Raw genomic sequence first — 15,839 nt, 5'->3', positions numbered from 1 at the left:
ATTCGATGCTGTTCGTTAGACTTTCGATTATGACTGCAGATCCCACCAACAATGCAGATAGCGCAGATGGCGCTTCACCAGACAACGAGCTGGCAGCTACCGACCCGGTGGAAGGCATCGGCCGCGCCCCCATTTACACCTCGCTGGGCTTATCACTAGGCCTGGTCGCGGTGGTACTAGCGGGCGCGCGCATCATTGGCGGTGGTGCCCCGACGGTGACACTATCGGATTTGCCCGCCGAACACGCAGATTCTGCCGAATGCCAACAGCTTATCGACTCGCTTCCCGACGAAGTCGCTGACCTCCCACGCGCAGAAATCGCCGAGCCCGCCCCCGCCGGTGTGGCCGCCTGGGCCGCCGGAAGCTCTGGTGCTGGCGGAAACTACCGCGACCAAGTAAGCCTGCGGTGTGGCGTGGACACTCCGTTCCAATACAGCGAATATTCACACACGCAGGTGGTTGAAGCCGACGGCGCTAGCTCTAGTGAGAACTCTAGCGGCAGCCCAAGTGACGGTAATACAGCAACCGAATGGCTCGAGGTACAAGACCAAACCCCAGGTTCAACGCTAACCACCTGGTATTCCACCAACCGCTTTCCGACGGTCGCGGTCACCGTTGACCGCGCGGGTAATGGCACTGCCGGTGACGACGGTGCAGACGATGGCGCTGGCGGAAATGCTACGGCGCCGGATAGCGCTGCCGCTACCACCCGCGAGGCCCACAAAGCCATCGCGCAATTGACTGGAGCCACAGAGTCCTTAGAACTTCGCAAGCACCAACCGCACCCGGCCCCGTTGTCTGAACTCGCCTCCGGCAGCTCCGACGACTTCGCTGCCTGCCAGTCACTGATCAGCGCCGCCAAAGATGGTTTCACCCCAGCGGAAGGCTACGAACTGTACGACGACACCGCCAAAGACACCATCGCCTGGACGCACCCGGGCTACGAGCCGATCGTGCTGCGCTGCGGCATCGCGGACCCCGACGTTCCCCTGGGTGAGCGTTTGCAACAAATCAACGAAGTGCCGTGGTTTGAAGACACCGTGCTTGCCGACGGCACTACTGCCTCCACCTGGTACCCGTTGGGCCGGGAAGTTGCGGTAGCAGTATCGACGCCGCAGGCGGCTGCGCAAGAATCACTCTCACGCATCACGGAGCTGCTGAAACAACACACTGCGGCCGCCCCCAATGCCGGTTAGCGCGCCGGGCTTGCCTAGCTGGCTGCTAGCGCGCCAGCGCGGTTTGGGTCGCTAGCGCGCCAGCGCGGTTTGGGTCGCTAGCGCGCCAGCGCGGTTTGGATCATGGTATCCAGCAACTCCGGGTAGGCAACACCGCTGGCCTGGAATACCTGCGGGTACATCGAAATCGGCGTAAAACCTGGCATGGTGTTGATCTCGTTGATCACCGGGCCGGATGCGGTAACGAAGAAATCCACCCGAGCCAGTCCCTGGCAATCAAGTGCCCGGAATGCGGCCTGCGCCATGTCCTGCAGCTGGCCGGTAACCTCATCGTCATACGGGGCCGGAATGGTCGGGGTGACAACGTCGGCAAGATACTTAGTTTCAAAACCGTAAAAGCCCTCTTCACTGGCAGCAATATTGTTCAGCTTCGCTGGCACGGAAGCCACGATGCTGCCATCCGGATACTGCAAAACGCCGACCTCAACCTCGTCACCAACGATCTCGGTTTCCACGATCGCTTTGCCCGCCACATCCGCATCGCGCGCGGCGTCCAGAGCCGCCGGGAAATCTTTCCAATCAGTGACCTTGGAAACCCCAATCGAGGAGCCACCGCGGGCCGGTTTCACAAACACCGGCAGGCCCAAGCGCTGCTTGTCGTCGTCGGCAAGCACTTCGCCTGCCCCAACGACTGCCTCCGGGGTGACCGGCAACTGCTCAGCAACCAGCAGCTTTTTCGTGTACTCCTTGTCCATGCTCGCCGCCGAAGACAACACACCGGTGCCCACATACGGAATATCGGCTAATTCCAGCATGCCCTGGATGGTGCCGTCCTCGCCGAACGGGCCATGTAGGACAGGAAAAACCACATCGAACTCTGCGTGAACTTTACCGGTGGTGAGATTGTGCAGCACCCGACGCTGCGGGTTCAGCGATAATGCAAGCTCGTCGCGCAGCGTAACTTCCGGCAACTGGCCATCGACAATTTTTAAGCCCTGCTCGCCTACCGTGAACACACCGTCTTTAGTGATGCCGACAGGAATGACCTCATAATGGTCCCGGTCCAAGTGAGCCATGACCGCCGAAGCGGATACGCAAGAAACCGAATGCTCGGTGCTCCGGCCACCATAAAATACTGCCACGCGCGTCTTGTTTGTCATGCGCGTCATGCTACCACCGGCCAGTAGCGTTTCTGCGGCTTATCCGGGCTACTCGGACTTCTTCGACCGTCCCATCAGCGAAACCATCATGTCGGCCACCGCGAGATCTTCATGGCACACGGAATACACCGCCTGGGTCAGCGGCATATCGACGTTATGGTCCTGGGCAAGCTGAAAGATCGAATTCGACGAGATCACGCCTTCCGCTACCTGGCCTTTCGTTGCGGCTTTCGCCTGCGCCAAGCTATCTCCTAAGCCTAGACGCTTACCGAAGGTGCGATTGCGAGACAGCTCCGAGTTACACGTAGCCACCAGATCACCCAAACCGGCCAGGCCCGCGAAGGTGCGCTCGTCGGCGCCCAGGGCGTTACCCAAACGAGTGATCTCCGCCAGGCCGCGGGTGATCAGCGTGGCTTGGGTATTTTCCCCCAGACTCAACCCGGTGGCCATGCCACAAGCCAGCGCGATAACGTTTTTACAGGCCCCACCGAGCTCACAGCCGATGACGTCGGTATTGGTATACGGGCGGATATAGTGATTCGCCACCGCGGCCTGCACCAGCTTCGCGCGGTTTTCATCCACGCAAGCAATGACTGTGGCCGCGGGCTGTTCCAAAGCAACCTCGCGTGCCAGGTTGGGCCCCGATAGAACAGCGACGCGGTCTTCTTCAATGCCGGCTTCCACGATGACTTCCGTCATGCGCTTCAACGTGCCGCGCTCAATGCCCTTCGAAATCGACAGTACCGTGGCATCGTTGGGAATCAGTGGCGCCCAGGCGCTGACATTATCGCGGAGAGTTTGCGAAGGCACGCCACACACCACGATTTCCGCACCGCCCAATGCGGCCGCGATATCAGTGGTGACTTCCAGGGCGTCGGGAAGCGTAATGCCCGGCAAATAATCCGGGTTTTCCCGGGTGTTGCTGATGGTTTCCGCGAGTTCTTGCCGCCGCGCCCACAAGCAGACGTGGTTTCCGGCATCGGCGAAAACTTTTGCCAGCGTGGTACCCCACGAACCAGCTCCCATGACCGCGACCCTCATTGCGCCTCCTTGAAATACATCCCCACCAGCCTACCGTTTGGGCGCACGCTGGTTATGCAAAATGCGGTGGTTTTGGGGAAAATAGACAGCATGGTGAAAAAATCCCAGATGAGCGAAGCCGACAAAGATAACCAAAGCGGATTTAACCTCTCCGCCCGTTATCACCAAATCGGGAAAAATCCAGGTGCCGAATATCGTAAACCAACGCTGGCAGCTGGTGCTGTGCTGTGGCGCCGCGGTGACAACGGTACTGCAGAGGTCGCGGTGATTCACCGCCCGCGATACGACGATTGGTCACTGGCCAAAGGCAAAGTTGACCCTGGCGAATCACTGGCCAGCTGCTGCGTGCGCGAAATCGCCGAGGAAACCGGTTACCAAGTCCAGCTCGGCTCACTACTGGGATCGGTCAACTACCCCGTGCAAGGACGCACCAAGGTGGTTTTTTACTGGAACGCGAATATCACCGGCGGAAAATTCCAGAAAAATGAGGAAGTCAACAAACTGCGCTGGCTCAGCGTAAACGAGGCACACGAGAAACTCACCTACGACACCGACCGGCGGGTCTTGGAACAAGCAGCCATCCGGCATGACGACGCCGTCGACACGCGCGTACTGTATGTGCGCCACGCCAAAGCACATGACCGCAAAACCTGGAGCGGTGACGACAACTTGCGCCCGCTGCATAAAAAAGGGCGTCGGCAAGCAGAATTTCTGGTGCCCATGCTGAGTGCGTACAAGCCGACCGCACTGTATTCCGCAGAACCTGCGCGCTGCCAATCCACCATTGCCCCATTGTCCGACGCACTAAGCCTGCCAGTGACCACTGAACAGATTGTGGGGGATGCCGGATTGGATGATCTCCCAGCGGCCACCGCGCGATTCCGAGAAATTGCTACCGGCGGTGGGGTTCCGGTCATCGTCTCACAAGGCGGGATGATGCCGGAAATCATCGAGACTTTAGCGGCTGAGGCCGACTTTGACATCGAACCGCGGGAATTTAAAAAAGCCGGCACCTGGGTGCTCGCGCTGCGCGAAGGCAAGCTCGTCGGTGCCGACTATCTGGCCTCGCCACTGCCAGTACGCTAGCTACGAACCTGTGGCTTGAAGCTTGGACGGCGCGATTCGAAATCACTAATCGCGTCGTCATTTTTTAATGTCAACCCGATATCATCCAGGCCTTCACGCAGGCGCCAGGCCGTGTAATCGTCGATTTCAAATGGGTAGACATTCCCGCCGACCTTCACGGAACGCGATTCCAAGTCGACCGTCGCCTCAGTGCCTGGTTCTGCTTCCAGCTGCTTCCAGATCAGCTCGATATCGGACTGTTCCATAATGCCCGCCAACAGGCCGGCCTTACCGGCGTTACCGCGGAAAATATCGGCGAACCGGGGCGAAAACACCGCGCGGAAGCCGTAATCACCCAGCGCCCAGACTGCGTGTTCCCGAGAGGAACCGGTGCCGAAATCCGGGCCCACGAACAGCACGGATCCATTACGGAACTCTTCGCGGTTGAGCACGAAGTCATCGTTTTTACGCCAGTTGGCAAACAGACCGTCCTCAAACCCCGTGCGTGAGACGCGCTTGAGGTAGACCGCAGGAATGATCTGATCGGTATCAACGTTGGAATACGGCAGTGGCACACCAACGCCGGTGTGTGTGGTGAACTTTTCCATGGGTTGTGCTCCTCTTTGTCCTAGCTAGCTTTTACAGATCCGCCGGGCTGGCCAGGGTGCCTTTGATCGCAGTAGCAGCGGCTACGGCTGGCGAGACCAAGTGGGTGCGTCCGCCGGGGCCTTGACGACCTTCGAAGTTGCGGTTTGACGTCGACGCCGAACGCTCGCCTGGGCGCAGTTGATCTGGGTTCATGCCCAGGCACATCGAACAGCCAGCAGTGCGCCATTCCGCACCAAAGTCGATAAAGATTTTGTCCAAACCTTCTTCTTCGGCTTGCTGCTTGACCCACGCCGAGGACGGCACCACCATCATGCGGGTGTCCGCGGCCAACTTGTGTCCGCGGACTACTTCAGCGGCAGCTCGCAGATCCTCAATGCGCGCGTTGGTGCAGGAGCCCAAGAAAACGGTGTCGATCTTGATATCACGCAGTGGGGTACCTGGTTGCAGGTCCATGTAGGCCAGGGCTTTTTCTGTAGCAGCGCGGTCACTGTCGTCGGTGCAGTCTTCCGGGTTCGGCACCACCGCGTCTAGTGGCAAGCCTTGACCAGGATTGGTTCCCCAGGTGACAAATGGGCGCAGCGCAGAGCCGTCGATCTCCACAACAGTGTCGAACTCAGCACCCTCATCCGTCGGCAAGGTCTTCCAATATGCGACAGCTTCGTCGAAGTTTTCTGGGGCGAATTCGCGCCCACGCACGTAGTCAAAGGTCTTTTCATCCGGCGCGACCATGCCTGCACGCGCACCGGCTTCGATAGACATATTGCAGATGGTCATGCGCGCTTCCATCGAAAGCTTCTCGATAGCCTCGCCGCGATATTCAATGATGTGGCCTTGCCCGCCGCCGGTGCCGATCTTCGCAATGATCGCCAGGATTAGGTCCTTAGCCGTTACGTCTGGCTGCAGTTCGCCGCTGACCTCAATGGCCATGGTTTTGAAAGGCTTCAGCGATAAAGTCTGCGTGGCCATGACATGCTCTACCTCAGAGGTACCAATACCCATCGCAATCGAACCGAATGCCCCGTGGGTAGAAGTGTGCGAATCACCACAGACGATAGTCATTCCTGGCTGCGTGATCCCGAGCTGCGGACCGACAGTATGGACAATGCCCTGCTGCTTATCCCCCATGGAATGCAGACGGATACCGAATTCCTCACAGTTTTTGCGCAGTGCGCCCACCTGCGTGCGGGAGGTTTCTTCTTTAATCTCCAGCAGGTTACCTTTAGTAATGCCTTCGGTCGGGACGTTATGATCCTCCGTAGCCAAATGCAGCTCCGGGTGCCGCATGGTTCGGCCATTCATCCGCAGTCCGTCAAAGGCCTGCGGGCTAGTAACCTCGTGTAGCAGCTGGAAGTCGATATAGATCAGGTCTGGTTTGCCGCCTTCTCCTTGAACGACAACGTGATCGCGCCATACTTTTTCAGCCAGAGTGAGTTTTTCTGTCATGGTTTCCACCTCACTTGTTCTCCCACATGTTAGGAAGATAGTATCACGGTATGGGACGGTATAGTGAAATCTCGGGAATCAAGGTGCTCGATCGCGCAATTGCGATTATGAAAGCCACCGCGACAACCCCCATGAACCTCTCCGAACTGTGCACAGACACCGGCATCCCCCGCGCCACCGCACACCGTCTGGCCAGCGCATTGGAGATGCACCGGATTTTGGCACGACGGGCCGACGGCCGCTGGGGTGCGGGCCCAGAACTTCCCGGCTCTCAGGACAAACTGGTGGCCACAGCTACCCCATTTATGGAAAAACTGATGGAATCAACCGGCGAATCCGTGCAGCTCTACCAGCGCCGCGGCGACGAACGCATCTGCATCGCAGCCTGCGAACCAGCTTCTGGCCTGCATAACGTGGTGCCGGTAGGTTCGACACTGACTTTGAATTCAGGTTCAGCCGCCCGGGTCCTGCTTGCCGCCATCACCGACACTGTCGAACGCGATCGGATCCTACACACCGCTTCCTACACACTTGCCGACGTCACCGATGCCGTCGAACGTGGCTGGTCAGAATCCATCGGTGAACGCGAACCAGGCCTAGCCAGCATCTCCGCACCAGTACATGATGCCGCCAATACTGTGGTCGCAGTACTGTCCATCTCCGGCCCAATCGAACGCATGCACCCCAGCCCTAGCGAGTGCTACGCAGGCATTATCCAACAAACCGCACGGGAACTCAGCGCACAATTATAGATTTGCAATGGTTTAAGATTAGGTGTTGCACGCATGCCAAGTGAAAAAGACACTCCACAGCCAGCACTGATGTGGTTTCGGGATGACCTCCGGTTGCAAGATAACGCGGCACTCGCTTGGGTTGCGAAGCAAGGCCCAGTAATTGCCGTTGTTATCGATGAAGATGCAACTGTAACAGGAGCCCGGGCACTGGGCGCAGCCACACGTTGGTGGTGGCAACGCAGCGTGCACCAGCTGCAACACAAGCTGCATGCTCACGGTGTTCCGCTGCTGTATTACCAGGGCGATCCGCGCGCGATCATTCCTGCCGCCGTCGAGGAGTTCGGGGTATCCGCGGTGGGCTGGTCACGGCGCTATCACAAGCCTTTGCGGGAACTGGATGCACAACTTAAGCGCCTACTGCAAGAAAAAGGCGTAGCTGCGAAAAGTTTTCCTGGACACTTATTAACCGAGCCCTGGGAAGTGCAGACGCAACAAGGCAAGCAATATAAGGTCTACACCCCATTTGCGAAAACCGCCCGCGGACTTGCCGCGGACAATGTTGCCAGCTACCTCAACAATGGCAATGCTCAATCCCCTTCGCCGACAAGTCATGATGAACTAGACCCAATTGGGTTCGCAGGCCCCGGGGCAGATTTGCCGTCCGCCCACCCGCTACCTGATTGGGACGAAGCCGACTGGACGCTTTCCTTAGCCCAACACTGGAGCCCCGGAGAAAACGCGGCCTGGCAGCTAGCCGAGGAATTCTTATCCCAATTAACTGCAGCTTCAAAGCAGCGCGCCCCTCATTATGCTGCGGACCGTGACCGTTTGGATAAAAAAGCCACTTCCCGACTCTCACCGTACTTACGCTTTGGCGAAATCAGCATCCACCGCCTGTGGGCATTGATCACACAAGCCAGCGATAGTGGCCGTATCACCAATGAGGACGCGTCTGCATTCCTGAGTGAATTATTGTGGCGCGATTTCGCCTGGCACCGGCTCTACCACTTACCGGATCTGCACCGACGCAACGTACGGGAACAGTTCGACCATTTCGATTGGCACTGGGACGAAAATGAAGCCCGACGTATAGCTAGCACCCGCCGGGATCCGCGTTGGCCAGAAACCGAGAAAGACATTCCAGAGATCGCCACAGCCGACGATTTCCACAGCGTGTTTTCGGCATGGCGGGCGGGGAAAACGGGTATTGCGGTAGTAGATGCCGGGATGCGCGAATTGTGGGCAACCGGCACCATGCACAATCGGGTGCGCATGGTGGTGGCCAGTTTTTTGACGAAAAACCTCGGCATACACTGGCGCCACGGTGAAGCGTGGTTCTGGGACACCCTGGTCGATGCTGACCCAGCATCGAATCCATTCAACTGGCAGTGGGCTGCTGGTTGTGGCGATGACGCTGCACCATATTTCCGGATTTTCAACCCTGATACTCAGGCCAAGCGCTTCGACCCCGATTACCGTTATATCCAGCACTGGGTTCCGGAGTACGCGACTCCGATATATCCGCAGCCGGTGGTAGAGCTGAAAGCATCTCGTCGCCAAGCCTTAGCCGCCTACGAAGAGATGAAAAACTTCCACCCGCGGCCCGAATAGACAGACCGCGGGTGGAAACAAATGACTTGTTAGTCAGTCACTTGTGCGCTTGTGCCAAGCACTTCTTAGTCGTTCGCTTCTTAGTCGTTGACGTAGAAGGACTGCTTGTTCACGAACTCATCAAGCGCCAGCACGGAAAGCTCACGACCGAAGCCAGAGTTCTTCACGCCACCGAATGGCAGCACTGGCGTCATGGCCTGTGGTAGGTTGACGTGGATCATGCCAGACTCGATCTTGTCGGCAACCTTCTTGGCACGTTCTTTATCTTCCGAGAAGACTGCGCCGCCCAAGCCGTAGTTCGAGTTGTTAGCCAGCTCGATGGCTTCTTCTTCCGAGCTCACGGAGTAGATCTCAGCAACCGGGCCGAAGAATTCGTCGTAGTAGGACTCGGAACCAACTGGTACATCCGTCAGCACAGCCGGGCTGTAGTACGCAGCGGACTCGTGCAGTTCGCCACCGGTGTGCAGCGTGGCACCTTCTTGCACCGCACGCTGTACCTGGTCGTTAAGCTTCTCCGCGGCATCGCGGGAAGACAGTGGGTAGAACTCGCCCTCGTTCGGGTTGAGTGGATCGCCAGGCTTGTAAGATTTTGCAATACGCACCATCTCCTCAACGAACTCGTCGTAGATATCGTCCATGACGATGATGCGCTTGTTTGAGGTGCACGCCTGACCAGTGTTGTCGATGCGCTTGTCCCAAGCGACCTTTGCTGCGTCCTTGACATCATTCGTATCCAGCACGATGTATGGGTCAGTACCGCCCAACTCAAGCACGCACTTCTTCAGTGCTTTACCTGCCTGTGAAGCAACCGCGGCACCTGCGCGCTCGGAACCAGTCAAGGAAACGCCCTGGATGCGCTTATCAGCGATGATCGTGGAGATCTGGTCGTGATTAGCATAAACGTTATTGAAAACGCCTTCTGGTAGACCAGCCTCGAGGAAGATCTTCTCGAAAGCCGCCGACGACTTCGGGCAGATCTCGGCGTGCTTCAAAATAATGCCATTGCCGTTCATCAAGTTCGGGCCAGCAAAGCGGGCAACCTGGTAGTACGGGTAGTTCCACGGCATGATGCCCAGCAGAACACCGAGTGGCAAACGACGCATCACTGCCTTACCGCCAGGAACCTCAATTGGCATATCAGCGGAGTACTCTTCTGCACGATCCGCGTAAAACGCCAGAATATTAGCGGAGAACTCAACCTCGCCTTCCAGCTCTGGGACCTGCTTACCCATTTCTTCTGCAGCGATCTTTGCTAGCTCGGTTTTACGCTCACGCAGCAAATCCGCGGCCTTGTTAACAATCTTGGCACGCTCTGCGAAACTGGTGTTGCGCCAAGTCTGGAATGCCTCATGAGCCTTGCTCAAAACATCCTGGATTTCCTGGTCTGTCGCCGTATCAAATGATTCGACAACCTCGTTCGTGGCCGGGTTTTGTACGCGATATGGAATGGACATTTTTCTACTTCCTCCGATTACTCGGGTACGCATAGACGAATCATCTGTCGTCAATCAACCTATAAGGATCGATTGTGCCAACCGAGGATACACAAAAGCCGAATCACCATCAGAGCACGAAAAATCCAGTACGTTCTCAACGAAGGCAACTCGCCAGACCTACCAGCGTCCCACGACTGTGAAACCCACTAGCTTCTATTGAGAAACTTCTAATGAGAAAGGAGCCTTCAATGGCTACCCCGCACCACGCTGACCAGTCCCTTCCCACCATTGTCATCTGCCACCCTAAACGCACACCAGTGGGTCGTTACGGCGGCGCTCTGAAAAACGTACCTGCAGAAGATCTCGCCAGCACCGTCGTAACGGCAGTCATGAAAGATTCTGGGCTGGACCCCGCAGCAATAGATGACCTGATTCTTGGGCAAGCCTCCCCCAGCAGCGCGGCACCAGCGTTAGGCCGCATTGTCGCCCTTAATTCTGGATTAGGCGAACGCGTGCCCGGCATGCAATTGGATCGGCGATGTGGTTCCGGACTGCAAGCAGTCACCACCGCCGCTGCACATATCGCTGCTGGCGCGGCTGATCTCATCATCGCCGGCGGCGCAGAGTCTATGTCCCAGACAGAATACGCAGTAGACGGATCAATCCGCTGGGGAGTAAAAGGCGGGGCGATGGAGCTGCACGATCGACTCACACAGGGCCGCGAGCAAGCTGGCGGTAAAAACCACCCGATTCCGGGCGGAATGATTGAAACCGCAGAAAATCTGCGCCGGGAGTACTCCATTCCACGAGACAAGCAAGACGAGCTTGCTGTCAGCTCCCACCAGCGTGCCGCGAATGCACAACAACAAGGATTCTTCGACGCAGAAATCGTGCCAGTACGTATCCCACAACGGAAAGGCGACGACATCATCGTCGACAAGGATGAACACATCCGCCCAGAAACCAGCATGGACTCCATGCAAAAGCTGCGTGCGGTCCGTTCCAAACTGGACGACGACGCCACGGTGACCGCGGGTAATGCCTCCGGCCAAAACGATGGCGCCGCCGCGATGATCGTCACCACCGAGAAAAACGCCGAAAAGCTAGACCTAGCCCCCGCCGTCAAACTCGTCGGCTGGGCCGTGGCCGGGGTAGCCCCAGAAACGATGGGTATTGGCCCGGTGGCCGCCGTCGACAAGCTGTTTCAACGCCTGCAGCTCAGCTTTGACGATATCGACCTGATTGAACTCAACGAAGCTTTTGCCGCACAAGCACTGGCATGTCTACATGAATGGGGCATCGACGCCGACGATCCGCGTTTAAACCCTTCTGGTTCTGGTATCTCTCTAGGGCACCCGGTTGGCGCCACGGGAGCTCGCATGATGGTCACTGCTGCCCACTATATGCACCGCACCAACGTACAGCGCGGGTTGATAACCATGTGTATCGGAGGCGGCCAAGGCCTGGCAGCGGTGATCGAAAAGGTCTAAACTTCCCTACCCCAGCTACACCATCCGCACCAGTACAACACCAAGGAAAATCCCCACCAGCCCACTGACCCGACGAACGGTCAGCGGGCGCTTTGTTGCCCCAATCCAACCGCGTGATTCCAAAAGCTGGCCTGCTGTGATAGTTCCTGACAACGCCGCGATCACCATCAACCCGGTACCCAAAATCGGGGCAAACAACGCTCCCCCGACGACGAAAAACGCGCCCAGAACACCGCCGAGCCATTTCCACCACGGCCCTACCGGGATCGGGCGGAAAACCCGAGAGCGGCCAGGCAACACAAGGCTGAGAATAAACAGCACCGCGACACCAACCGCAAGTGACAACAAACCGGCGTGAATTGGTGACCCGATAACCGCCCCCAAACGCCCATTAACGGCAGTTTGCGTGGCAGAACCCATGCCGATCGCGATACCAAACCCGCGCCAGGCCCAAGCAGCCACGCCTTGCGCGTTCCCCTCCCACAGGCGACCGCGGCCGATATCAAGCACCACCGCAGTAGCAACCAGAACGATGAGCGCTCCGAACAGGCGCAACGGGGAAATCGACAACACCTCATAGCCAAACAGGCCAAAGTGATCGACGAGCAAGCCCATCAACATCTGACCAACGATTGGCATGATGACGGTATGCACACTGCCGATCTGCGGGAACAACAAAATATTGCCGACGATAAAAGCCACCCCTAGCGGACCGCCAAAAAACAACCACAGTGGGGAGTCGGCAAGCAAAGCAAAATCCGGTAATGGCTGGCCAGTCAGCAACCACGCGACTGGCAACAGGGAGGTGGTGCCGATAAGAAAAGAGTAGAGCGCCGTAACGACGGGGTCTCGCACGTCGGCACGCAAGCGCGTATTAATCGCAGTTTGTACTGGGACGATTGCGCCTACGCCAATGGCTCCGGGAAGTAACACCCGCTTTCGCTTTACCAGGTACCGGCGATAATATCTGCGATGTGGCGGTTGCCTTCATGCGTGTAGTGGAAGGTCATGTTGTACGGGTCCGACTGGTTGTCCAAGAATCCAGAAACCCAACGCTGTGCCTTCGGAGCGCACTGACCATGGCCGTGCGTGGCACGCGCCAAATCGAAGTATTCGACGTTCTTATCTGCCGCTACCGTCCTCTGCCAGTCCGCCACTGCGCGCAGCGAGTTACCCAATGGGGCGAACGGGAAGTTGAGATCCACCTGGTTGAAATGAACCGGACACACAAAATCATGCGCGCCAATCATCTCCGGGTATCCCAGAATCTGGATGCGCGCATTCGGTGCGGCATGGCGGATACGGTCAATCTGGTGCCCGACGTAATCGCGGTACGCCTGCTTCTGGTGGGCGTAGATACCAAAACCCTTGAAGTTGTCGTTCAGCCCGATTTGCATGTGCACGTTGGTGGTGTGGGGATTGAGTTGCTGAGAGTGCAACGCCTGATCAACCTGCATCGCCAACGGACTGTGATTATTCAAAGTGCCATAGGTAGCAGCGCCAGAACACGAGAAATCCGAGACCCGTGCACCATGCCGACGTTCCAGCTCTACCCCGACACGGTCAACGCCCTTCGGGCAGCTGCTGTGTTCTGCAAGCGTAACGCCCGTGGTAAAACCAGGGTTCACGAAATCCACAAATTTATGTGGTGGATTAGCCAGCAGAGAATCACCGAACAGAACGACATTACGCTGCTGTGCTTCCGCCACAGGCGCATGCGCCATTGCGCCGGTTACTCCCACTACTGCTGCAGCTGCAGCAGCGAGTACTTTACGGATCTTCATAGAACCCCTTAACGATCTTCCTGCATTATTTTATGATTCTTACTATATGGCTGTGCTAGCAACCACCAGAATCACTCTAACCACATCTATGCATCGTTAATTTAGCAGCAAGCGTTTCACTCCGCGCCGTTTTTACACAATCAATCCACTACTTCTAGGTTTTCGGATTCCGTTTCTTGTCTTTCGGCTTCCGCCCGAACAGAAAGAATGCAAGTGGGCCCACGACGTCCGCAAACCAAGTGACAACAAACCACGCTTTCCGGTTACCCCGCAGCCGATTCTCCGGTGTGTGGTACACATGGTGCCACGTAAACGCCTTTTCGAAAACAACATAACCAACTAAGCCGAGCACCAAGCGCTTGGCCTGGGGGCTCAGGGCATTCCAATCCTTGGTCTCTCTAAGCTCGTCACTAAGCTCAAAGTACCTCGACCAAAACTTCTGCAGTTTTTCTTTATTACCCATAAGCTCCAAGCTTAGGTGGCATAGAGCAAACGCGCAGGCGATCCGTGATGAATCATCCTGCGCGCTACTTGGCACTTTCACGAATCTCCCCCACCAGCCCGAACCCCCAACCTGCTAATACCCCTGCACCACAGAATTTCAGAGCTTGCACCACGACCACACGATTACCAGCCCTAAGACCGAAGTTACTGGGCTCTGACACATTTCTTGATGGCCGGCGAGTGCGCTTTACTCTTATTGACTGCAGCCACGATTGCCTGCATCAACTCCACCTCTGCATCATCTTCTCGAAACTCCATCAGGCCCTCAGTGATGTCGTTAGCTTTCAATGCCCACACTTTGTTGCAATCGATGAGAGTATCTTCCCAAAACAAGGCCGAATTACCTTGTCTCACGACAACGAATGTTTGATCAACGTTCTTGTTGTTGAAATGCTCTTCCAAAATCTTAGCTTTATGAAAGCTCACCTTCGAAGTTCCATGCACACACAAATAAGTACCGTCATCGCGAGAACCAATAACGATGAAAGTGTGCGGAACAGTTGAGGCAAAAGGAGGGTTGCGATTGAACCAGAAGGCAGTACCAAGTCCAACCGTATTTCGAATGAGCTGAATGCGCTCTTGATCATCGAGCATGGTAATTAAACCAACAAGCTCTTTCCACCCAACAATTCTTGGTCCGCGACATATGAAAACCGTGCGGCAGCAAGCACATCAGCGTCCATTGTAAAATAGTGATCCTCGTCGGGGTTCTCAAAGAAATCTATTTGATCCATTGCCACTGCCTTTCTCCAACCCAGAGGCTCCAAGACCGCCTCGTGCTTTTTCCACTCGGGGTATTTGTGGCTGACATGGTTCGCGAGGAAAAAGGGATCAAATCCACGAAAGACGGACTCAGACTTCTGAATAAATTCTTTGTTCAACTCACTCAGATAATCTTCGCCGGGATCGCTAATGAGCTGCACAACCTCATAATTGGCCCCAGACAGCTCGAAAATATTGTTCACGTAGTCAGAATCAACATCAGATAGATAACCTTGACCTGGTTTAATCAAGTCGAGGATTCGCGACGGGACAGGTCCTAGCTTCATTGCCGAATATGATGTCTGACTCACTGACCGTCCACAATTTCGAAGGCTAAAACGATCAGCCGCCCACATAAGTTTGGTAAGCAGTAGTCGTTTCTCGGCGTTCTTCGAACCGTTTTTGATAAGCGCTGCAACTTGCTGCGCATTCATCACAACTTCAAGGCTAGGTCCTTGTATAGGTTCGAAATTAGCAAACAAGGGTTTCGCCATATGCGACCCTCCTTTCGTTGGTCCCTTTATAGCTTAACAGCCCTATGAATTAGATTATGAACCAATTCTCGTCGGCGATTTCCGATGCCAAGACAGAATTAGGATCTGCGACGCACCTTTGCCTCGAACCTACCGCTTACTCCCCGGCAATCCTCCACAGACTTGTTGACCTCCTTGGAACTCAGGGCCACGCGAAAGACCCAACCCTGATTTGTTGGTGTTGAATCCCATTACGTTGTTAACAGTTCCACATCAGGGCACTGAAGTGTCCCAGGTTTTGTTCCGTCTGAGTAGATGGGAAAATCTGGAGAATACCAAAGAAATTTGACCAGGATGCCAAGAACCGAGTGGTCCGTCTCGTGGAAGACCGCATCTTGGCGGAAAATACGTCGATGCAGGAAGCGTGCACGATCATGGCACCGAAACTAGGTGTCTCGTGGCATACTGCCCGGCAATGAGAGCAGGTAGCTCGTCGCGAAGGACGCGTTACTAATCCTTTGCCTGAAGATCTTGTTGCAGAGGTGACCAAGC

Annotated in this window: 15 protein-coding genes and 1 pseudogene; 6 read left to right on the top strand and 10 right to left on the bottom strand. The window is 56.2% G+C overall.

From position 1 onward, the window contains the following. Positions 1 to 29: 29 nt before the first annotated feature. Entirely contained in the window at positions 30 to 1,196 is a 1,167-nt protein-coding gene (locus tag O146_RS0104605; protein ID WP_051619253.1) for a DUF3515 domain-containing protein, read from the top strand. 77 nt (positions 1,197 to 1,273) lie between these two features. Here O146_RS0104605 and O146_RS0104600 read toward each other — a convergent pair whose 3' ends face one another. Together O146_RS0104600 and O146_RS0104595 are read right to left on the bottom strand one after the other, a co-directional pair. After that, positions 1,274 to 2,335: a D-alanine--D-alanine ligase family protein gene (locus O146_RS0104600; RefSeq protein ID WP_035000590.1), complete on the bottom strand. Its 1,062-nt coding sequence runs from the start codon at positions 2,333 to 2,335 to the stop codon at positions 1,274 to 1,276. Between the two features lie 48 nt (positions 2,336 to 2,383). Then, positions 2,384 to 3,376 (bottom strand): NAD(P)H-dependent glycerol-3-phosphate dehydrogenase, encoded by a 993-nt coding sequence (locus tag O146_RS0104595; RefSeq protein WP_024272661.1) that lies wholly within the window; start codon positions 3,374 to 3,376, stop codon positions 2,384 to 2,386. A gap of 90 nt (positions 3,377 to 3,466) precedes the next feature. On the opposite strand from O146_RS0104595, the gene O146_RS0104590 reads away from it, so the two are divergent. Further along, positions 3,467 to 4,462, top strand: a complete 996-nt coding sequence (locus tag O146_RS0104590; protein ID WP_027017788.1) for an NUDIX hydrolase — start codon at positions 3,467 to 3,469, stop codon at positions 4,460 to 4,462. Here the strand turns inward: O146_RS0104590 and leuD are convergent. Together leuD and leuC are read right to left on the bottom strand one after the other, a co-directional pair. Beyond that, on the bottom strand, positions 4,459 to 5,049 hold the full coding sequence (leuD, locus tag O146_RS0104585) for a 3-isopropylmalate dehydratase small subunit (RefSeq protein WP_021352331.1): 591 nt from the start codon (positions 5,047 to 5,049) through the stop codon (positions 4,459 to 4,461). The genes O146_RS0104590 and leuD overlap by 4 nt on opposite strands. Positions 5,050 to 5,080: 31 nt before the next feature. Continuing rightward, positions 5,081 to 6,493, bottom strand: a complete 1,413-nt coding sequence (leuC, locus tag O146_RS0104580; protein ID WP_027017787.1) for a 3-isopropylmalate dehydratase large subunit — start codon at positions 6,491 to 6,493, stop codon at positions 5,081 to 5,083. Between the two features lie 50 nt (positions 6,494 to 6,543). Between leuC and O146_RS0104575 the strand changes: the two genes are divergently transcribed. Together O146_RS0104575 and O146_RS0104570 are read left to right on the top strand one after the other, a co-directional pair. Then, positions 6,544 to 7,245 (top strand): IclR family transcriptional regulator, encoded by a 702-nt coding sequence (locus O146_RS0104575; protein WP_023019592.1) that lies wholly within the window; start codon positions 6,544 to 6,546, stop codon positions 7,243 to 7,245. A gap of 33 nt (positions 7,246 to 7,278) precedes the next feature. Beyond that, positions 7,279 to 8,838 carry a cryptochrome/photolyase family protein gene (locus tag O146_RS0104570; RefSeq protein ID WP_027017786.1) on the top strand — a complete coding sequence of 520 codons (1,560 nt, stop codon included), beginning with the start codon at positions 7,279 to 7,281 and terminating at the stop codon, positions 8,836 to 8,838. 80 nt (positions 8,839 to 8,918) lie between these two features. On the opposite strand, the gene O146_RS0104565 is transcribed toward O146_RS0104570, so the two are convergent. Then, the gene (locus tag O146_RS0104565; protein ID WP_027017785.1) at positions 8,919 to 10,292 is read right to left on the bottom strand and encodes an NAD-dependent succinate-semialdehyde dehydrogenase; all 1,374 of its coding nucleotides are present in this window, start codon (positions 10,290 to 10,292) and stop codon (positions 8,919 to 8,921) included. A 230-nt stretch (positions 10,293 to 10,522) separates the two neighbouring features. Here O146_RS0104565 and O146_RS0104560 point away from each other — a divergent pair, with 230 nt between their 5' ends. Further along, positions 10,523 to 11,764, top strand: a complete 1,242-nt coding sequence (locus O146_RS0104560; protein WP_051619252.1) for an acetyl-CoA C-acetyltransferase — start codon at positions 10,523 to 10,525, stop codon at positions 11,762 to 11,764. A 15-nt stretch (positions 11,765 to 11,779) separates the two neighbouring features. Here O146_RS0104560 and O146_RS0104555 read toward each other — a convergent pair whose 3' ends face one another. The 5 genes from O146_RS0104555 to O146_RS0104535 form a co-directional block, all read right to left on the bottom strand. Next, a complete protein-coding gene (locus O146_RS0104555; RefSeq protein WP_027017783.1) occupies positions 11,780 to 12,697 on the bottom strand; it encodes a DMT family transporter in 918 nt (305 codons plus the stop codon). A gap of 11 nt (positions 12,698 to 12,708) precedes the next feature. After that, positions 12,709 to 13,548 (bottom strand): GDSL-type esterase/lipase family protein, encoded by an 840-nt coding sequence (locus tag O146_RS0104550; RefSeq protein ID WP_021352339.1) that lies wholly within the window; start codon positions 13,546 to 13,548, stop codon positions 12,709 to 12,711. Between the two features lie 154 nt (positions 13,549 to 13,702). Beyond that, on the bottom strand, positions 13,703 to 14,011 hold the full coding sequence (locus tag O146_RS11140; RefSeq protein WP_035000546.1) for a hypothetical protein: 309 nt from the start codon (positions 14,009 to 14,011) through the stop codon (positions 13,703 to 13,705). A 185-nt stretch (positions 14,012 to 14,196) separates the two neighbouring features. Next, positions 14,197 to 14,646 carry a hypothetical protein gene (locus tag O146_RS0104540; RefSeq protein WP_027017782.1) on the bottom strand — a complete coding sequence of 150 codons (450 nt, stop codon included), beginning with the start codon at positions 14,644 to 14,646 and terminating at the stop codon, positions 14,197 to 14,199. Positions 14,647 to 14,651: 5 nt separating this feature from the next. Then, positions 14,652 to 15,308 (bottom strand): Panacea domain-containing protein, encoded by a 657-nt coding sequence (locus O146_RS0104535; RefSeq protein WP_027017781.1) that lies wholly within the window; start codon positions 15,306 to 15,308, stop codon positions 14,652 to 14,654. Between the two features lie 265 nt (positions 15,309 to 15,573). Between O146_RS0104535 and O146_RS13150 the strand changes: the two are divergent. Continuing rightward, positions 15,574 to 15,766, top strand: a pseudogene (locus tag O146_RS13150) (hypothetical protein). The last annotated feature ends 73 nt before the right edge of the window (positions 15,767 to 15,839 follow it).

Origin of the sequence: Corynebacterium pseudodiphtheriticum DSM 44287, from assembly GCF_000688415.1 — a bacterium.
Classification (GTDB): domain Bacteria; phylum Actinomycetota; class Actinomycetes; order Mycobacteriales; family Mycobacteriaceae; genus Corynebacterium; species Corynebacterium pseudodiphtheriticum.
This window is presented reverse-complemented; position numbering and strand designations above follow the sequence as displayed.